Source organism: Paenibacillus sp. FSL R7-0189 (assembly GCF_037969925.1).
GTDB lineage: Bacteria > Bacillota > Bacilli > Paenibacillales > Paenibacillaceae > Paenibacillus_AQ > Paenibacillus_AQ odorifer.
On sequence record NZ_CP150223.1, the window covers coordinates 5206595 to 5226221 of the forward strand.

Consider the following 19627-nt stretch of genomic DNA (forward strand, 5'->3'; position numbering starts at 1 on the left):
GAATATGATTGGAAACATTTTGATAAACTTGGTGTCGGGTTTGGTAGGTTTCATATTTACCTTTTTTGTAACCTACAGTAACAATGTATTGGGTACTAGTTTATTAAGAAGCCTAATTGCATTTATCATCTGGTTTCTGCTTGCTTTTCTCTTAAGATGGGTATTGGGTTTTATTATGATTCAAACATCGCCTCCGGATGAAGTGGACACTGGCGGTGAAGAACTTGGGGCGAAGCTGGACATCAGCACCCCTAATGAGGATGAAGAATTAATCAATCTACTAAAACCGAAGCCAGGACAAGGAAACGAAAATAGCGAGGGATTTAAGCCTCTTACACCTCCTAAGCTAGTTTCGATGAAGGATCCTGAAGAATTGGCCAAGGCCGTTCGTCACCTGAAAGAAGAATAAGTGAGGGCTGAGGCGGAATCGGTGATCTTATTGGAAGGTACATTTCGCCGCGAATGCTCGCTGACTAAACTTTGGGAAGGGTGAAAGCTATTGAACGAGCGTAAAGCTTCTCAATTGGAAACTGACGAGCTATGGGAACAGTGGAAAGAACACAGAGACCCTGAAGCCAAAAAGAAGCTGATAGAGAGTTATCTCCATATTGTTGATTATGTATCCAGTCGTTTGGCTGTGGGATTACCAAAAAATGTATCCAAAGATGATTTAGCCAGCAATGGGGTTATGGGACTAATTGATGCGATTGAGAAATTCGACTACAAACGAGGATTGCAATTTCAGACCTATGCGTCCTGGCGTGTGCGTGGTGCGATATTAGATTCATTACGCCAAAGTGATTGGGTACCTAGATCCGTTCGGGAAAAAGCTAAAAAAATCGAGGACGCTTATCAGCAGCTGGAGCAGAAGCACTTAAGGTCAGTTAGTGACGAGGAAATGAGCCAATACCTTAATATTAGTGAACTGGAATTTCAAAATATGTTGCAGGATGTGGCTGTGATGTCACTTTGCTCACTGGAAGACCCGATTCGTGAAGAGGAATCAGAGACCCGAATGTCCATACTGGTGGACGATAAAGCTAAGAATCCGGATAGCAAGGTAAATGAATTCTACTTGCGCGAAGCGCTCACCAAAGGTATTGAGAAATTAACGGTGAAAGAAAGGACCGTTGTGTCCCTTTTATATTATGAAGATTTATCTTTAAGTGAGATTGCAGAGGTCATGTCGTTATCTCCTTCAAGAATTTCGCAGTTGCATTCCAAAGCTATTTTGCGGCTGAGGGGAACGCTCGAGAAGAACCGTGATCTCCTTATGCAGAACGATTAACCGTTAGCGGTGACAAGGGGGAGCAAAATTTGATCGGTCAATATGCTTTGAATCAGTACTTGAGTATAACTTTTTCGGAGGACAAAGGGATCGCGTATTTGCAGTTCTCCAAAAAGGATGAGAATTTTTCCTGCTCATCTACAGAACTGGAAGCCTTCCTGCACAGTCACAATATTCGCTACGGTATCAAGAGTGATGTTGTCGAACGTATTTGTAGTCATCCTGAGGAGTTTTTTTGGAGTAAAGTTCCAATTGCTGCAGGTTATCCTGCTGTGCATGGCACGGATGGACGAGTTATGCTTACAGTAGATCTGGAAGAGGACCGCAAACCGCTTGAGAAAGCGGATGGTAAGGTCGACTATAAGGACTTGGTCCGGCTTCGTAATGTACTTAAAGGAAAGTTAATAGCTAAAATTATCCCTGCCCAGCCTGGAAAGCTAGGGATGACTGTAACTGGTGATGAGCTTGCTTTCAAGGCTGGAAAGGAAGCTCATTTTAAAATCGGGAAAAATGTACTCATTGATAATGACGGCACTTCGATGTATGCAGCGATTGATGGACTGGTAACGTTAACTGATAACGGGAAAATCAATGTGTTTCCTGTATATGAAGTGAATGGTGATGTGGATTACAGCACTGGAAATATTGATTTTGTAGGTACAGTCGTCATACGCGGGAATGTCCTTTCAGGCTTCACTGTAAAGTCTGCCGGTGATATTCGGGTTGTAGGCGGCGTTGAAGGTGCAGAGTTAATCTCTGGGGGTTCCATTGAAATTACTGGTGGAATTATCGGATATAACAAAGGTCAAGTTACTGCTGGGAAAAGTGTGAAGGTTTCTTTCATTCAAGATGGAAACGTAACCGCTGGTGAAGATGTAATTGTTTCTCAGAGTATTATGCATTCCAATATACGTGCTGGTAGAGATGTTATCTGTAACGGCTCTAAAGGTTTGATTGTGGGTGGAATCGTTCAGTCTGGAGATAGAGTTGTAGCACGAACTATAGGTAACACCATGTCCACTGCGACTGTGATTGAGGTAGGCGTGGTTCCAGAGCTTAGAAATGAGATTAACGAGCTTCGTCAAGAGTTGCGGCAGCTGCTGGAGAACGAGGATAAAACCTCTAAAGCTTTGTATCTATTAAATCAATTGGCTACTAACGGTCAGCTCCCTGCGGATAAAGTGGCGCTTCGCGTCAAATTAAATGCTACTAAACAATCCCATCAACGTGAAGAAAAAAGAATTAAAGAACGAGTGCTAGAGATAGAAAGAATGTTAGAAGATACAGGTAGAGCGAGAGTTGAGGTTATCAAAACCATTTATGGCGGTTCAAAGATCATGATCGGCAGATATACCCGATTTGTTAAGGATGCTACGGAGCGGGTTGTGTTTATTTACAGTGATGGGGATATATCTTTAACGCCGTACAATTAATCGGGCGGGCAGCATTTGCGGCCGGCCATTACTTGTGAGAGAAGGGTTAAGATGAGCCTAAAACCGGTGGAACTGCAAATTGCTTTGCCTCGCACCACGGAGGCGGGCAAGCTTCAGAATGAATCTCAGCAACGTCCTGCTATCGACCAACATCAATTGGCTGGGCAAAATGTAAAACAAAGTCAGGAATTGGCCATGCGGAGCACTGAAGTGGATGAGTCTTCTGAATCAGCTTTACGGGATGGCGGTGGAAAAGGCAATCCTCATTCAGGTGGAAATTCTTCTTCAGATAAACACTCGAACTCGCCTGCAACCCGTGATGCCGAGCATCCTTACAAAGGCCAACGCATTGATCTAAGTCTTTAATAAGAATCCACATGAATCTACATCTGAAATGTAAAAGGAGATAAGGCACTTGCAACCATGGGTTTATATTGTGCTAGTAGGTGTCGCTGCTATTCTTTATGCCCTTTTACTTCCCGCACGTGTAAAGGAAGGAAAAGCTAATCAGCAAAGCCTCAAGGAAACAGAGGCTGCGCTTGAGCTATATATGGCAGACATAGAGCGCGAGAATGAGGAACTGGTACAATTAGTTAGTAGTATTAAACAACAATCGCAAACTAATCATAATTTACTGCAGGGACAGGTTAATGAATTACAGAGTCAAGTGGTAGAGTTGCAGAACAGCTCTTTAAAGCTAGAAGCACGAGTGGCCGAGGAAGAGAAGGGTTTGAAAGAACTTGCAGTGACGGTTGAACAAGGTTCGAAGGTTAAAGTTGGTGTTAACGAAGATACGTCTCTGCCAGCAGAGATGAGTTCAGTGTCGCCAGATGTGAAAGCGAAACCTATTAGTTCGATAAAATTACGTTACCCAAGATTGTTTGAACTGCATGAGCAGGGCAAATCGATAGACTCCATTGCCAAGACGGCTGGACTTCAGCGAGGGGAAGTGCAACTGATTCTGCAACTTGCCAAACAGGAGGAATCGGTATGATTAAGAACCGTTCATTCTTGTTCGGACTAGGCACAGGACTAATTACTGGCGCTTTATTACTTCAGTTAATGATCTCCGGTGGAGCGGCTCCACTTACCAAAGAACAAGTTCTACAGGGTGCTGAAAAATTGAATATGAAAGTCATCGATGAATCTGCAGAATCTGCCTCGGGGGAAGCTGAGAATGATAATAAAGAGGAAATCACAGAGACCGAGGGATCGACAGTAGAAAGCAAGGAGAACGTCAGCCCCTCTGCGCCGGCTGCTGCAGCCTCCCCCACACCGGTAGTGTCACCTACAGTACCTGAGAGCTCTGATAAAGCCGTTGCGCCGAAGAAGCCATCTACGGCTACTGACGGCAAGGTTGAGCAGCCACAGGTCACTCCAAAGGCCAGTGCCGCTCCAACCGCTGTAGCTCCTGCAACGCCTAAAGTCACAGCAAATGCTAGTGTTTCCGTTCGAATTCCATCTGGTAGCACATTGACCGCAACAACAGATATTTTAGCGAAGGCTGGCGTCATTAAGGATAAGTCTACTTTTCTAGAGGCTGCAAACAAACGAAAGATTAATACGAAAATTCAATCCGGTTCTTATAGCTTTAATAAGGGAGAGAGTATTGACTCCATAATAGAGAAATTAATAACTTTAAAGTGATCGTTGCATACACTGATATAATATGGTATAGTAATTGACGGTGTTAAAACACACGCCGGTTGATTTCGACAAGGGGTGCTTTCTTCTGAAGAAAGTCTTGCTGAAAGATGACGCATGGCGGAGGAGACACACAATAAACCAAACTTAGGAGGTGTGTGAAGATGGCAGTAATCTCCATGAAACAGCTTCTAGAAGCTGGGGTACACTTCGGTCACCAGACTCGTCGTTGGAACCCAAAGATGGATCGTTATATCTTCACTGAAAGAAACGGAATTTACATTATTGACTTGCAAAAAACAGTCAAAAAGGTAGAGGAAGCTTACAACTTTGTAAAAAGCGTCGCTGGTGACAACGGCACAATCCTATTCGTAGGAACAAAGAAACAAGCTCAAGATTCCGTAAAAGAAGAAGCAGAACGTTCCGGTATGTTCTTCATTAACCAACGTTGGTTGGGTGGAACGCTTACTAACTTCCAAACTATCCAAAAGCGTATTGATCGCTTGAAGAAATTGGAATCTTGGGAAGAAGACGGTACTTTTGAAGTGCTACCTAAGAAAGAAGTTATCCTTCTTCGCAAAGAGAAAGATCGTCTTGAAAAATTCTTGGGCGGTATCAAGAACATGAAAGGTCTTCCAAGCGCGTTGTTCATCATTGACCCGCGTAAAGAGCGTATTGCAGTTGCAGAAGCTCGCAAATTGGGTATTCCAATCGTAGCTATCGTTGATACTAACTGTGATCCAGACGAAATCGACTACGTAATTCCAGGTAACGACGACGCTATCCGCGCTGTTAAATTGTTGACTGGTAAAATGGCAGACGCTGTTGTTGAAGCTCACCAAGGCGAAGACACAACTACTGCTTAAGTAGCGACTAGCACATACAAGAACTTAAATGAAAAGGGTGGTTGGCAGGTGGATAACCTCTCACTGCCCTTTTTTTAGGATAAAGGCCTTGAATAATGTAAGAAAACGACAATTACCTGGAGGGAATAAACAATGGCAGTTGATGCAAAAGCAGTAAAAGAACTTCGTGAAAGAACAGGCGCTGGTATGCTTGATTGTAAAAAAGCGCTTGAAGAAGCTAATAACGATATTACTAAAGCAGCAGAATTGCTTCGTGAAAAAGGTCTGTCCGCAGCAGCAAACAAAGCAGGACGTATTGCTACTGAAGGCGTTGTAGAATCTTACATCCACGCTGGCGGCCGCATTGGTGTACTTGTAGAAATCAACTGCGAAACTGACTTTGTTGGTAAAACAGATTCCTTCAAGGAATTTGCTCGCGATATCGCTATGCAAATCGCTGCAGCAAACCCTCGTTATGTTCGTCGTGAAGAAGTGCCACAAGAAGATGTTGAAAAAGAAAAAGAAATCCTGAAAGCTCAAGCTTTGAACGAAGGTAAGCCTGAGAAAATCATTGAAAAAATGGTTGAAGGACGTATTGGTAAATATTACGAAGAATATTGCTTGCTTGAGCAAACTTTCGTTAAAGACCCAGACAAAACAATCTCCCAATTGTTGAATGAAAAAATCAGCACAATCGGAGAAAACATCTCGATCCGTCGTTTTGCTCGTTTTGAACTAGGCGAAGGTTTGGAAAAGAAAGTGGATAACTTTGTTGAAGAAGTTATGGCACAAGTTAATCAATAATAGCTTTATCATAAATATGAAGAATTGAATAAAGGCAAGCATCAGAAGAGCGGAACACGTACACGTAGTGTTCCGTCTTTTGCAGAAAGTGAGGGTATACATTTGGAACAGCCGGTATTTAAGAGAGTAGTCCTTAAGGTAAGTGGAGAGTCTTTGGCAGGACAAAACGGATATGGTATTGATGCCGACATGATTATTTCCATCGCTGAACAGATCAAGGAAGTTGTAGAACTTGGCGTTCAGGTTGCAATTGTTTGTGGCGGGGGTAACATTTGGCGCGGGATCGCGGGCAGCGCAAGCGGCATAGATCGCGCTACTGCAGATTATATGGGCATGCTGGCAACAGTAATGAACTCACTTGCTCTTCAGGACGCATTGGAGCAAATTGATGTGCCAACAAGAGTGCAGACTTCGATCTCGATGCAGCAAATTGCTGAACCATATATTCGTCGTCGTGCGATTCGCCACTTGGAGAAGGGCCGGGTTGTTATTTTTGCAGCAGGCACAGGTAACCCATTCTTCTCAACAGATACTACTGCAGCACTTAGAGCGGCAGAGATCGAAGCAGAAGTTATTCTGATGGCGAAAAATAAGGTTGACGGAGTATATTCTGCTGATCCGTTCAAAGATAGTACAGCTGAGAAATTCGAACAGCTTACTTATATGGATGTTCTGAATAAAAACCTCGGTGTTATGGATTCAACAGCTTCATCTTTATGCATGGATAACAATATACCGCTCATTGTATTCGCCATTACAGAACAAGGCAATATCAAACGTGTCGTTCTCGGTGAGAAGATCGGAACGATTGTTAAAGGGAGTGTAGATTAATGCCACAATCGGTCAAAAAAAATGCCGAAGAGCGTATGGACAAAGCGATTTCATCGCTGAAACGTGACTTGGCAACATTACGTGCAGGACGTGCAACAACATCGCTTCTCGATCGTATTCAAGTTGAATATTACGGAGCACCTACTCCAATTAATCAGCTGGCCAACATAAGTACTCCGGATTCCCGGACACTGTTGATTCAGCCGTGGGACAAAACATCGATGTCTGATATTGAACGGGCGATCATGAAATCCGATATCGGATTGACGCCAGCCAATGACGGCACCATTATTCGTCTTTCTATCCCTCCGCTGACTGAAGAGCGTCGGACGGACTTGGTTAAGCTGACTAAGAAGTTTGGTGAAGAAGCGAAAGTAGCGATCCGCAACATTCGCCGTGATGCCAACGATGATATTAAAAAGATGGAGAAAAACGGTATCTCTGAAGATGAGTCCCGTGGCCATCAGGAAGACATTCAAAAAACAACGGATAAGTTCATAGCCGAAGTTGACAAAGTGCTTGTCTCCAAAGAAAAAGAGATTATGGAAGTTTAATGATATTCAAGAGACTTAAGGCCCCTCCGTTAATGGTGGGGTTTGTCTCTTTCTGATAAGAGCTTGGAGGAAACGGAAATGATCAAACGGATTCAAGCGTGGCTGAGCCGTAAAGACAGGCAACAGTCAGTCGAGATTTCACCGGATAACATTCCCCGGCATGTGGCTGTGATTATGGATGGTAATGGACGCTGGGCTAAACGGCGCGGCTTACCGCGCGTTATGGGTCATCAGAACGGCATGAAGGCTGTCAAACGTGCTACGATCGCTGCAGACGAATTAGGTATTAAATACTTAACGATGTATGCGTTCTCGACAGAAAACTGGATACGCCCGAAAGAAGAAGTCGATTACTTGATGCGTTTGCCTGGGGAGTTTCTGGCGATTGAGCTTGATGAGCTAATCGAGAAGAATGTTCAAGTACGCATGATGGGTGACGCTGACGCTTTACCTTCATATACCCGTAAGGCTATGGAAGAGGCGGTAGCTCGAACAAAAGAGAATACTGGATTGATCTTAAATTTTGCTCTTAACTATGGTGGACGCAATGAAATAGAAGGCTGTATGCGCAGTTTAGGGAAAGATATCCAAGCTGGTATATTGTCGCCAGAAGAAATTACATCAGAGTTGATTAACAACAGACTATTAACTGCTGGTTTACCCGATCCTGATTTGTTGATACGAACAAGTGGAGAAATTCGGCTTAGCAATTTTATGTTATGGCAGATTGCCTATAGTGAATTGTGGTTTACTGATGTGTACTGGCCTGAGTTCGACAAAGAGCATTTGCATCAGGCCGTTGCTGAATATCAACGACGAACACGCCGTTATGGTGGACTGAAGTAGCTTGTTAGGAGATGGAACCTTTGAAGCAGCGATTGATTACCGGAATTGTTGCCGGAGTATTATTTTTAGGGTTATGTGTACTGGGAAACTGGCCGTATCAGGTTCTGCTTATTGCTATGGCTCTTATAGGTTTTTATGAATTTGTCAAAATGATAGGTATTCCTACGCTTTCCGGTACTACTGTTCTGGGTTACGCAGCTATTCTAAGCTTCATGATCCCATGGAATTTGCTTGGTGTTACTGCGCCGTTGTCCTGGGAGCAAGGGATTTGGATTCTGCTGTTATTGTTCCTTCTGGTCACCGTTTTTACTAAAAATAAATTAGATATTCGAGTAACAGCCTTGCTGTTTACTGGTATAGTATACATTGGAATGGGCTTCTCTTATATGGCCGTGGCTCGTGCATCGGATGACGGACATGGTTTGTTCTGGACTTTTTTGCTCCTGTTCTGCATTTGGGGCAGTGATGCGGGGGCATATTTTGTAGGCAGAAGCTTTGGCAAGAACAAGCTCTGGCCGGCCATCAGTCCTAACAAAACGGTGGAAGGTGCTGTTGGCGGGGTACTGATCTCGATGCTTATTTCTATCGTGTTTGCGCTGCTTGCTCCTGAACACTTGACGATAGGACGAGCGTTGCTTATTGGGCTTTCTTGTGCGATATTAGGACAGCTTGGAGATCTTGTGCAGTCAGCTTATAAACGTGCGTATGGCATTAAAGACTCAGGTACACTTTTGCCAGGGCATGGCGGTATTCTTGATCGATGTGACAGCTGGATTATCGTATTTCCATTCGTACATATTGTAATGCTTATGCCTTACTATTAAACGAAGGGAGAGAGAGTATAACTATGAAAAAAATAAGTGTTCTAGGTTCGACGGGTTCGATCGGCACTCAGACTCTAGATGTCATCGCAATGCACCCAGACTCTTTTGAAGTAGATGGCTTGGCGGCCGGAACAAATACAGCATTATTACTGGAGCAAGTTCGTCGTTTTAACCCGCGTAGAGTCTCTGTGGCAACGAAAGAGCTGGCAGATGAGATTAGATCCAGCCTACCTTCTGGTATAGAGCTTTACAGCGGGAATGAAGGGCTTGTTGAAGTGGCGGCTGGCGGCGATGCCGAAATGGTCGTAACGGCTGTTATGGGAAGCGTAGGGCTTCAATCAACACTAGCGGCAATTGAAGCCGGCAAACATATTGGACTCGCCAATAAGGAGACATTAGTAACGGCCGGACATTTGGTCACTGATCTTGCTAATCGTAAGGGAGTTAAGCTGTTGCCGATTGATAGTGAGCATTCAGCTATTTATCAATGTCTCAATGGCGAGAATATCTCAGATATTGCCTACATCACTTTAACAGCATCCGGCGGCTCATTCCGTGACTTTACGCGTGATCAGCTTAAGGATGTGACGGTAGAAGATGCGCTTCGTCATCCGAATTGGAGCATGGGCGCGAAAATAACGATAGATTCTGCTACAATGGTGAACAAGGGCTTAGAGGTTATTGAAGCGCATTGGTTATTCGGTCTTCCGTATGAACAAGTGAATGTGCTGCTGCACCCGGAGAGCATCATTCACTCTTATGTTGAATTCCGTGACAGCAGTATTATTGCCCAGCTTGGCAATCCCGATATGCGTGTCCCGATTCAATATGCACTTACTTATCCAGATCGTTGGGAATCTCCGGCACAGCGTTTGTCGTTAGCTGAGATAGGACGTTTGACCTTCCGTGAAATGGACTTTGAACGTTACCCTGCACTGAAGCTAGCGATAGATTGCGGAAAAGCTGGTGGAACGGCGACTACTGCTTTCAACGCTGCGAACGAAATAGCAGTTGCTCGATTCTTAAGTCATGAGATCTCGTTCCTGCGTATTGAGGAGATTATCGGAGAAGTGCTAGATTGTCATAATAACGAGCATAATCCGAATCTGGAACAAATTGAATCCTGTGATAGACGTGTTCGAGAGCTGGCAGCTACGCTGTAGAACGTAGAAAGATCTCCTTTTAAAAATATAAGAAAGTATAAGTTTCACTTTATACATTATCCTTATATTTCTCGCGTAAACGCGTACCGTCTCCTTAAGGAACACTGATGGCGTTATTGCTTGACTGGAAATACTTACTTTGCCCTAAAAATAGGTTGGGACAGTTGATTCTCTTGTGCCTGATCGGAGAATAATGATAAATTAAGAGGACATACTTCGGTCTTACACCTAAAGGGGGATGATACGTTTGGAAATGGTTCAGGTCGTTTTTTTAACGGTGCTCATGTTTTTTGTACTTGTGACTGTACACGAATGGGGTCACTATTATTTTGCCAAACGCGCCGGTATTCTCGTGAGGGAATTTGCTATCGGTTTCGGTCCGAAACTGTTTTCTTATAAACGGAATGAGACTCAGTTCACTCTTCGCTTACTGCCTTTTGGCGGTTATGCCCGCATGGCTGGTGAAGATCCTGAGATTGTCGAGATTGGTTCTGGACAGACCATTGCGGTAAGGCTCGGACAAGACAATAAAGTTAAAAACATTTATCTGGATGCACTAGACACCCGTAGAAATGTTATCCGTGGTGAGGCGCTGAGTACCGATCTCGAAGATAAATTGCAGATTACCTTAGATGTGGACGGAGAAGTTACTACTTATGATGTTCATCCGCAAGCGATGATGATTAAAGGGACGCAACAGACACAAATTGCACCTAAAGATCGTCAATTCGGCAGCAAGACCGTGGGTCAGCGTGCGTTGGCTATCGTTGCGGGTCCTGTGATGAACTTTCTGTTAGCCTTTGTACTCTTCGCCATTCATTTGCAAATGGTCGGGATTCAAGTTGAAAATCCTACTTTTGTTAAGATTGGCGACGTCTCCGAAGGAATGCCGGCGCAAGAAGCAGGACTCCAAAAGGGCGATATCATTGTCTCCATCAATGGTGAGAAAATCGGTGCTGATTACAAAAAAATGATTAGCTTGACCTCGGAGTCCAAAGGTAAAGAAATGAACTGGACGCTGCAACGGGGAGAAGAAACCCTTAACGTTAAGCTAGTTCCTCGTAGTATGGAAGGACAAGAAGGCGGTAAAATAGGCATCACTCCTGAGCTACCTACTCGTAAAGCTGGTTTTGGCGAGACGATAACAGGTTCAGGAAAAGCTATGGTCGATACGACAGAAGCTATCTTTTTGGGCTTTAAACAATTGATCAATAAATTCAATATGGATGATATTGGAGGTCCGGTTCGTACGTTTGAGGTAACCGGTCAAATTGCTCAACAAGGTATTCAGTATCTTACATACTGGGCCGCTATTTTGAGTCTATATCTGGGGATATTTAACCTCTTGCCGATTCCGGCACTCGATGGAAGCCGTCTGGCATTCCTAGGTGTTGAGGCACTGCGTGGCAAACCTGTGGATCCGGGTCATGAAGGCATGGTTCACTTTGTAGGTTTTGCACTGCTATTTTTATTAATGATTGCTGTTACGTATAATGATATTTTACGTTTGATCAGCGGCTAATTTTCTTCGGGAGGCATTCCATTACATGGCTAAAGATAAACAATTCGTTACGGAAATCACGCCGCAAAGCGAGGATTTCTCACGCTGGTATATTGATGTTATTAAAAAAGGAGACTTGATGGATTACTCTCCTGTTCGTGGCTGTATTGTATTTAAGCCAGAAGGCTATGAAATATGGGAGCATATTCAGGAGGAAATGAACCGTCGCCTCAAGGAAACTGGGCATCGAAACGCTTATTTTCCAGTGTTCATTCCAGAGAGTTTCTTTCAGAAGGAAAAGGATCATATTGAAGGCTTTAATCCAGAGCTGCCATGGGTAACAGAAGCGGGTGGTGACGTACTTGAGGAACGTCTCGCAGTTCGTCCTACTTCAGAGACCATGTTCGGCCACATGTACTCTAAATGGATTCAATCTTATCGTGACCTTCCTGTACTTATCAATCAATGGGCGAACGTGGTTCGTTGGGAGAAACGTACATTACCATTTATCCGCACGACTGAGTTTCTTTGGCAAGAAGGGCATACCGCGCATGAGAATGAAGCGGAAGCTCGTGAAGAAACTATGCGGATGCTGGATAACTACCGTGATTTTGTCGAGACCTATCTTGCCATTCCGGTTATTACTGGACAAAAGACACCTTCCGAGCGTTTTGCCGGTGCGGTAGATACGTATTCTATTGAAGCGATGATGAAGGATGGACGCGCTGTTCAGGCTGCTACTTCACATTACCTCGGCACCAAGTTTGCCACAGCTTTTGAGATTCAATATTTAAGCCGTGACAATAATTTGGAGTATGTACACACTACTTCATGGGGCTCAACCACTCGCTTGATTGGCTCCTTGATTATGGTACATGGAGATGACCGCGGTCTTGTTCTGCCGCCTAAGGTAGCTCCAACGCAAGTTATTATGATTCCTATCGGACCTCCTAAGACCCGCGAAGCTGTGATTGGGCGGACGGACGAGCTGTTCAAGGAATTGAAGAATGCTGGCGTTCGTGTACGTGTGGATGATCGTTCAGATGTTACTCCAGGCTGGAAGTTTAATGAATATGAAATGCGTGGAGTGCCAGTACGTTTGGAGCTTGGACCACGCGACATGGAGAATGGCGTCTGCGTTCTCGTCTCACGTGTCACCGGTGAGAAGAAGGTTATTCAACAGGAAAACCTCGTAGAAGAGGTTCAAACAATGCTTGAACAGGTTCACAACGAAATGTTCGAACGTGCCCTGAAATTCCGCGAGGACCACTTCTATTCTGTGGATTCCTTGGAGGAAATGAAGGCTTCGATGGATGAAAAACGTGGATTTGCTCTAGCTGGATGGTGTGGTTCCGAAGAATGCGAGTCCAAAGTTAAGGAAGAGACAGGTGCGGGTAGCCGCAATATTCCTTTTGATCCAGCGGAGACTAAGCAAGTCTGCATTTGCTGTGGCCAACCAGCCAAGCATACTGTGGTTTTTGCAAAGGCATATTAATCTTTAGGCACCGATCAACAGTCTTGTAGTATTTTAATTTAGCTTCTGGAGAGAGGAGTCGGCGGGCCGTAAGAACCCAATGCTTTTTGAAACCAGAAGCTTTTTAAAATATAAGAATTTATAGGAATTCGCTATAAATTATCCTTATATTTTTACGAGAAACAGTTATCGTCTTTAAAAGGCGACAACATCGTTTCTTCTTATCATATTGTACTTTCACTGTGTATCATGGATAGTTTTAACTGGGTTATTAAAGGTGGGAGGAAAGCATGGAACAAAACCAGGAGAGAAGAAAAAGGTTCGAGCTCTTGATGAAGCAGGGTGAAATTCCGCCTGCAATCATGGATCCCTACTTTTTAGACGGGTATATAGAACGTGTTGAGATCAGTCGCGGCAACCGGGACTGGCAAATCGTTATTACGAAAGAAAGTCTGGTTCCAGCACAGGTATATCGGACATTTAGCCTTAGAATGCGGGAGAAGCTACAGCATATAGCTAAAGTAAGCTTTTTGTTCCTATATGATGAGAAGGTTAGTAGAGCGGAGCTTGTCCAAGAATATTGGGGACTGTTTCTGGAGTGGGTGCATCGGGAGATTCCATCGGTAAACGGCTGGCTGACCCGCTCCTCACAGGAGCTTAAAGAGGATACTTTAATGTTAACGATGAGTGATTCCACTTCGATGGAGCTGGCTCGCAAAAAAGGCATCGATGGAGCAATTATTAAATTTTATGATAAGTATTTCGGTCTCTCCTTAAAAGTTAAATTACTAATGGCGGAGAACGAAAATAATAATGTTGAAGCATTCGAAGAATTTCAGCAAAAGCTTCAGCAAGAACAACGCGAGATTGTTGAGCAGATGATGACTGCTGTTGAAACAGAAGCTCCTGCTGATGATAGCGATCCTAATGAAGTAATTAAGCTTCAAGTGGGGTATGAAATTAAGGAACAGGCTGTGCCGATTCTTGAAATTCAAGATGAAGAGAAGAAAATTACAATTCAGGGTACCATTTTTGGTCTGGATCGTAAGGAGCTTCGCAATGGCAGTACCTTGTTCACTTTCAGTCTGACCGATTTTACGGATTCTCTACAAATGAAGATGTTCGCGAAGACTAAAGATGATCTGAAGATTATGAGTCAGCTAGCTAATGGCAAATGGGTAAGAGCACGCGGAAAAGTAGAATATGACCGTTTTATGCAGATTCCTGAGCTCGTGATGATCCCTTCAGATTTAACGGAAGTTAAGGCACCGCCTGCACGTAAAGATACTGCTCCTAAGAAACGGGTGGAATTCCACCTTCACACTACGATGAGTACGATGGATGCGGTCACTCCGATCACTACCTATGTCAAAACAGCTGCCCAGTGGGGTCATCCTGCGATTGCTATTTCTGATCATGGTGGCGTTCAGGCTTTTCCTGATGCAAACCATGCAGCTCATAAGCATAAGATAAAAATGATTTATGGTGTGGAAGCTAATGTTGTGAATGACTCTGTGAATATTGTCGAGAATGCTCAGCCTTTGGACTTGAAGACAGCTACCTATGTAGTGTTTGATATAGAAACCACGGGTTTATCGATTACCCGCAATAATATTACGGAGCTGGCGGCCATTAAAATGTGCGAAGGCAAAGAAGTAGACCGTTATTCTACTTTTGTTAATCCGCATGAGAAAATCCCTTATCATATTCAGCAATTGACCAATATTACGGATGAAATGGTTAAGGATGCTCCTGATCTTGAACCAGTACTGCGTAAGTTTGTTGAATTTGTGGGTGACAGTATCCTTGTAGCTCATAACGCCAGATTTGATATGGGTTTTATTCAGGCCTCGTTACGTAAAATAGGTGAACCTGATCTTCCGAATCCATCTCTTGATACGCTTGAGCTCGCTCGCTTACTATATCCAAGCATGAAGAATCACAGGCTGAACACATTAGCCGATAAATATAAAGTTCTTCTGGAGAGCCATCACCGTGCGATTGATGATACCATAGCACTCGGCGGTATATTAACAGGATTGCTCGCAGATGCTGAAAAGATGAAGGGCATGACCCGCCTTGATCGGCTAAACGATTATGTGGGTAATGATCTTTCGAACACAAGACCGTTCCACTGTAATATTTATGCACTTAATCAAATAGGCAAAAAAAATCTCTATAAGCTCATTTCCATGTCACATACGGAATATTTCAAACGTGTACCTTGTATTCCAAAATCCAAGCTGGAAGAGCATAGAGATGGACTGCTAGTCATTTCCGGTTGTGAACGTGGAGAGTTTTTTGAAGCAGTACTCAACAAAACGACTGAGGAAGCCATGGAGGTTGCTCATTTTTATGATGTGCTGGAGATTCAGCCATTGACCATGTACATGCACTTGGTGGACAAGGGTTTTGTAGCAGGCCCTGATGAGCTTCGCGATGTAGTCCGCAAGGTTTGCGAAATAGGGGAACAGTTGAATAAACCTGTTATCGCAACGGGGAATGTGCATTATCTTGAACCCCGGGACAAGCTGTATCGTGATATTACGATTAATGGGATCACAGGCTTTAGTCCGCTTAAAGACCAACGCAAACCGGATGCACACTTCCGCACAACGGATGAAATGCTGTCTGAATTCGAATTTCTCGGTGCTGAAAAAGCGATGGAAGTCGTTGTCACAAATACAGTTGAGCTGGCGGAGCGTTTTGAAGAACTGGAGCTATTTCCAGATAAGCTATTTACACCAATTATTGACGGGGCGGACGAAGAAATTCGCGAGACCTGCTACAATACAGCCAAATCCATTTACGGTGAAGAGCTGCCTGAAGTAGTTATTGCCCGTTTGGAGAAAGAGCTTGCACCGATTATTAAATACGGGTTCTCTGCCAACTATTTGATTTCTGAACGTCTCGTAAAAAAATCAAATCAGGATGGGTATCTCGTAGGCTCGCGGGGTTCCGTAGGTTCTTCTGTAGTCGCTACATTTCTTGGGATTTCAGAAGTTAATCCGTTGCCTGCGCATTATATTTGCCTAGATCCCGAGTGTCGCCATAGTGAATGGTTCCTGGACGGTAGTGTGCGGAGCGGATTCGATTTACCAGATAAAGTCTGTCCGGATTGCGGTCAGAAGCTCAAAGGTGAAGGCCAGGATATTCCGTTCGAGACCTTCCTTGGATTTAAAGGGGATAAAGTTCCCGATATCGACTTGAACTTCTCAGGGGAATATCAGCCGAATGCACATAACTTTACCAAAGAAATGTTTGGTGAGAAAAATGTATTCCGTGCCGGAACGATTGGTACCGTAGCTGAGAAGACAGCCTTTGGATTTGCAAAAAAATACGAAGAACTTCACCAGAAACGTTGGCGTGGAGCTGAAGTTGGCCGTCTGGCGGCTGGCTGTACAGGTGTTAAACGTAGTACGGGACAGCATCCGGGTGGTATAGTCGTTGTTCCAGACTATATGGAGGTAGAAGATATTACGCCAGTACAATTCCCGGCGGATGATGTCAATGCTGAATGGAAGACCACGCACTTTGATTATCACGCCTTTGACGCGAATTTGCTGAAGCTTGATATTCTGGGTCATGATGATCCGACGATGATGCGGATGCTTCAGGATTTGACAGGTGTGGATCCAACTTCTATCCCGATGAATGATCCGAAAGTTATGAGCATGTTTAACTCTACAGATGCACTTGGAGTGAGACCTGACGAAATCAGATCACCGGTTGCGACCTATGGTGTGCCCGAAATGGGGACCAAGTTCGTACGTCAAATGCTTATTGAGTCGAAGCCGTCCAGCTTTGCTGACTTACTGCAAATATCAGGTTTGTCTCATGGTACTGGAGTTTGGCTTGGTAACGCTCAAGAGCTTATAAAGAATAACACGTGTAACATTAAGACCGTTATCGGTTGTCGTGATGACATCATGCTCTTCTTAATTTATAAAGCGGGAATGGATGCGAGCTTGGCCTTTAAAATTACCGAGAGTGTTCGTAAAGGTAAAGGTTTGTCTGACGAATGGATCGAGGAAATGAAAAAGTGCAAGGTCCCACAATGGTATATTGATTCTTGTCTGAAGATTCAATACATGTTCCCGAAGGCGCATGCTGCTGCATACGTAATTTCTGCAGTACGTACCGCCTACTTCAAGCTGTATCATCCTATTGAATATTATGCGACTTATTTCTCTGTACGTGCAGCAGATTTTGATATTGAATTGTGCTGTAAGGGGTATGAAGCCATCAACCGTCAGATCGTAGAAATCGAGCAAAAAGGATTTCAGGCTTTGCCTAAGGAAAAGGCTATGTTGCCTGTCCTTGAGATGGCTTTGGAGATGACGGCACGTGGGTTTACATTCAAAAACATTGATCTTTACCGCTCAGAAGCGAATAAGTTTATTGTTGATGACAAGAGTTTGATTCCTCCGTTTTCCGCATTAGCGGGAATTGGTGAGAATGCTGCTATCAACATAGCTGCTGCGAAAGATGCTGGCGAGTTCCTGTCTATTGAAGATTTCCAGCAGAAATCAAAGGCAAGTAAGACGGTTATTGAGCTGCTGACTGGCATGGGCTGCTTCCGCGGCTTACCGGAAAGCAATCAACTTTCCCTATTTTAAAGGCTTTAACAACACTTATTTCATGGCTAGAAAAGAGTGCTCCAAAGGGGGAGTCAAGGGCTAGCACTTGTCAGTCCAGTTTCCCTATGGTATAATTTCTTTGGTAATAATGAGATAAGTCCGTTGTGTAAAGAGTGGGGAAACCCACTCTTTATCTTTGGTATATAGCAAAAGACAAGTTCGTGGAGGTAATTTTCTTTTGAGCACACCCAAATCTAAAATTAAACAAACGGTAGAGCAGATGCTCGGGCCCTATCTCGACGACAATGGTTTCGAACTGGTGGACGTTGAATACGTGAAGGAAGGCTCCAATTGGTTTCTGCGTATATTCGTAGATAAAGAAGGCGGCATTGATATTGATGACTGCGGGATCATTAGCGAATATTTCAGTCAGAAGTTAGATGAGAATGATCCTATTCCTGAGGCATATTTCCTTGAGGTTTCCTCGCCGGGAGCAGAGCGTCCTCTCAAAAAAGCTGCGGATGTAGCTAAAGCGGTAGGTAAGGACGTGTATGTGACTGTTTATGAGCCGATTCAAGGACTCAAAGAATTTGAAGGTCGTTTGCTCTCGTTCGAGAACGAGGAACTGCTCATCTCCGCGGGCAAAAAAGAACATGCAGTACCGTACGCCAAGGTCGCAAGTGCGAGATTGGCCATTATTTTTTAACGTCTTGAAAGGGGGGCCGGAAATTCATGAGTATGGAGTTTATTGAAGCAATGAATGAGCTGGAGAGGGAGAGAGGCATCAGTAAAGATGTGCTGTTTGAAGCGATTGAAGCGGCGCTGATCTCTAGTTATAAACGTAATTTCAATGCAGCACAGAACGTGCGTGTTGACATGAATCGCAATACAGGTGTCATTAAAGTGTTTGCCCGCAAGTTAATTGTTGAGGAGGTCCTGGATACAAGGACTGAAATCTCATTGCCGGCAGCCAGAGAAATTAACCCGCATTTCCAGCTGGAAGATATCGCTGAGCTTGAAGTGACACCGCGTGATTTTGGACGTATTGCCGCACAGACTGCTAAGCAGGTTGTAACTCAACGGATTCGCGAAGCAGAGCGTGGACTTATCTATAATGCTTTTATCGACAAAGAAGATGATATCGTTACTGGACTAGTTCAACGTCAAGATATGCGGAACATTTACATTGATCTTGGTAAAATCGAAGCGGTTCTTCCGCTTAGCGAATTGATGCCAGGTGAAAAGTTCAAACAAAGCGAACGCATCAAGGCTTATATCACAAAAGTTGAGAATACAACAAAAGGTCCGCAGATTATGCTCTCCCGCAGTCATCCTGGATTACTGAAGCGTCTGTTCGAGCTTGAAGTTCCTGAAATATTTGACGGTGTAGTTGAGATTCGTTCTGTAGCTCGTGAAGCTGGCTTCCGCTCGAAGATTGCTGTGTATTCCCGCAATCCAGAAGTAGATCCCGTTGGTTCTTGCGTAGGTCCAAGAGGCACACGCGTTCAGACCATCGTTACTGAGCTTCGCGGTGAGAAGATCGATATCGTCCGTTATTCTGATCTGGTGCAGGAATATGTTGCGAATGCACTAAGCCCTTCCAAGGTTCTTGAAGTTCAAGTCTTTGAAGCGGAGAAGATGGCGAGAGTTATCGTTCCTGACTATCAATTATCACTGGCTATCGGTATTAAAGGGCAAAATGCACGTCTTGCCGCTAAACTTACCGGCTGGAAAATTGATATCAAGAGTGAAACTCAAGCGGAGCAGGAATACGGCAGACCGAAATCTTCTATTGATGAAATGCATCAGGATTCCGTCTCCATAGATTAATTAACCTGCT

18 protein-coding genes are annotated in these 19627 nt (G+C 44.1%); all 18 read left to right on the forward strand.

Translation table 11 applies throughout. From position 1 onward, the window contains the following. The first annotated feature begins 4 nt into the window (after positions 1-4). The 18 genes from MKY63_RS22815 to nusA all read left to right on the forward strand — a co-directional run bounded on the left by MKY63_RS22815 (position 5) and on the right by nusA (position 19617). Positions 5-409: a hypothetical protein gene (locus tag MKY63_RS22815; RefSeq protein ID WP_036689092.1), complete on the forward strand. Its 405-nt coding sequence runs from the start codon at positions 5-7 to the stop codon at positions 407-409. 90 nt (positions 410-499) lie between these two features. After that, positions 500-1288: a FliA/WhiG family RNA polymerase sigma factor gene (locus MKY63_RS22820; RefSeq protein ID WP_036688498.1), complete on the forward strand. Its 789-nt coding sequence runs from the start codon at positions 500-502 to the stop codon at positions 1286-1288. Positions 1289-1317: 29 nt separating this feature from the next. Then, complete coding sequence (locus MKY63_RS22825) at positions 1318-2721, forward strand: FapA family protein (RefSeq protein ID WP_076275229.1); 1404 nt, start codon at positions 1318-1320, stop codon at positions 2719-2721. A gap of 51 nt (positions 2722-2772) precedes the next feature. After that, the gene (locus MKY63_RS22830) at positions 2773-3087 is read left to right on the forward strand and encodes a hypothetical protein (RefSeq protein ID WP_036688496.1); all 315 of its coding nucleotides are present in this window, start codon (positions 2773-2775) and stop codon (positions 3085-3087) included. A 49-nt stretch (positions 3088-3136) separates the two neighbouring features. Then, positions 3137-3715, forward strand: coding sequence for a hypothetical protein (locus MKY63_RS22835; RefSeq protein ID WP_038571941.1), 579 nt, complete (start codon positions 3137-3139; stop codon positions 3713-3715). After that, positions 3712-4368 (forward strand): endolytic transglycosylase MltG, encoded by a 657-nt coding sequence (locus MKY63_RS22840; RefSeq protein ID WP_076275230.1) that lies wholly within the window; start codon positions 3712-3714, stop codon positions 4366-4368. Before MKY63_RS22835 ends, MKY63_RS22840 begins: the two co-directional genes overlap by 4 nt. Positions 4369-4529: 161 nt before the next feature. Further along, positions 4530-5231: a 30S ribosomal protein S2 gene (rpsB, locus tag MKY63_RS22845; RefSeq protein ID WP_036688493.1), complete on the forward strand. Its 702-nt coding sequence runs from the start codon at positions 4530-4532 to the stop codon at positions 5229-5231. A gap of 132 nt (positions 5232-5363) precedes the next feature. Beyond that, positions 5364-6014, forward strand: a complete 651-nt coding sequence (gene tsf, locus MKY63_RS22850) for a translation elongation factor Ts (protein WP_036688492.1) — start codon at positions 5364-5366, stop codon at positions 6012-6014. A 102-nt stretch (positions 6015-6116) separates the two neighbouring features. After that, positions 6117-6845, forward strand: coding sequence for a UMP kinase (gene pyrH, locus MKY63_RS22855; protein WP_036688491.1), 729 nt, complete (start codon positions 6117-6119; stop codon positions 6843-6845). Next, the gene (frr, locus tag MKY63_RS22860; RefSeq protein WP_036688489.1) at positions 6845-7399 is read left to right on the forward strand and encodes a ribosome recycling factor; all 555 of its coding nucleotides are present in this window, start codon (positions 6845-6847) and stop codon (positions 7397-7399) included. The genes pyrH and frr overlap by 1 nt, the downstream gene beginning before the upstream one ends. A 78-nt stretch (positions 7400-7477) precedes the next feature. After that, on the forward strand, positions 7478-8245 hold the full coding sequence (locus MKY63_RS22865; RefSeq protein WP_036688488.1) for an isoprenyl transferase: 768 nt from the start codon (positions 7478-7480) through the stop codon (positions 8243-8245). A gap of 20 nt (positions 8246-8265) precedes the next feature. Next, entirely contained in the window at positions 8266-9069 is an 804-nt protein-coding gene (locus tag MKY63_RS22870; RefSeq protein ID WP_038571935.1) for a phosphatidate cytidylyltransferase, read from the forward strand. A gap of 23 nt (positions 9070-9092) precedes the next feature. Then, complete coding sequence (locus tag MKY63_RS22875; protein WP_036688483.1) at positions 9093-10232, forward strand: 1-deoxy-D-xylulose-5-phosphate reductoisomerase; 1140 nt, start codon at positions 9093-9095, stop codon at positions 10230-10232. Between the two features lie 247 nt (positions 10233-10479). After that, positions 10480-11754, forward strand: a complete 1275-nt coding sequence (rseP, locus tag MKY63_RS22880) for an RIP metalloprotease RseP (protein ID WP_038571933.1) — start codon at positions 10480-10482, stop codon at positions 11752-11754. Positions 11755-11779: 25 nt separating this feature from the next. After that, complete coding sequence (gene proS, locus MKY63_RS22885; RefSeq protein WP_036688477.1) at positions 11780-13228, forward strand: proline--tRNA ligase; 1449 nt, start codon at positions 11780-11782, stop codon at positions 13226-13228. 269 nt (positions 13229-13497) lie between these two features. Further along, positions 13498-17826, forward strand: coding sequence for a PolC-type DNA polymerase III (locus MKY63_RS22890; protein WP_076275231.1), 4329 nt, complete (start codon positions 13498-13500; stop codon positions 17824-17826). A 199-nt stretch (positions 17827-18025) separates the two neighbouring features. After that, entirely contained in the window at positions 18026-18493 is a 468-nt protein-coding gene (gene rimP / locus MKY63_RS22895; protein WP_036688473.1) for a ribosome maturation factor RimP, read from the forward strand. Positions 18494-18519: 26 nt separating this feature from the next. Further along, positions 18520-19617: a transcription termination factor NusA gene (gene nusA / locus MKY63_RS22900; RefSeq protein ID WP_036688470.1), complete on the forward strand. Its 1098-nt coding sequence runs from the start codon at positions 18520-18522 to the stop codon at positions 19615-19617. Positions 19618-19627: the final 10 nt, after the last annotated feature.

Coding starts and splice junctions, on each gene's coding strand:
- MKY63_RS22830 (WP_036688496.1), top strand. CDS start 2,773: ATGAGCCTAAAACCGGTGGAACTGCAAATTGCTTTGCCTCGCACCACG.
- proS (WP_036688477.1), top strand. CDS start 11,780: ATGGCTAAAGATAAACAATTCGTTACGGAAATCACGCCGCAAAGCGAG.
- frr (WP_036688489.1), top strand. CDS start 6,845: ATGCCACAATCGGTCAAAAAAAATGCCGAAGAGCGTATGGACAAAGCG.
- MKY63_RS22815 (WP_036689092.1), top strand. CDS start 5: ATGATTGGAAACATTTTGATAAACTTGGTGTCGGGTTTGGTAGGTTTC.
- MKY63_RS22840 (WP_076275230.1), top strand. CDS start 3,712: ATGATTAAGAACCGTTCATTCTTGTTCGGACTAGGCACAGGACTAATT.
- MKY63_RS22865 (WP_036688488.1), top strand. CDS start 7,478: ATGATCAAACGGATTCAAGCGTGGCTGAGCCGTAAAGACAGGCAACAG.
- nusA (WP_036688470.1), top strand. CDS start 18,520: ATGAGTATGGAGTTTATTGAAGCAATGAATGAGCTGGAGAGGGAGAGA.
- rpsB (WP_036688493.1), top strand. CDS start 4,530: ATGGCAGTAATCTCCATGAAACAGCTTCTAGAAGCTGGGGTACACTTC.
- MKY63_RS22890 (WP_076275231.1), top strand. CDS start 13,498: ATGGAACAAAACCAGGAGAGAAGAAAAAGGTTCGAGCTCTTGATGAAG.
- MKY63_RS22875 (WP_036688483.1), top strand. CDS start 9,093: ATGAAAAAAATAAGTGTTCTAGGTTCGACGGGTTCGATCGGCACTCAG.
- tsf (WP_036688492.1), top strand. CDS start 5,364: ATGGCAGTTGATGCAAAAGCAGTAAAAGAACTTCGTGAAAGAACAGGC.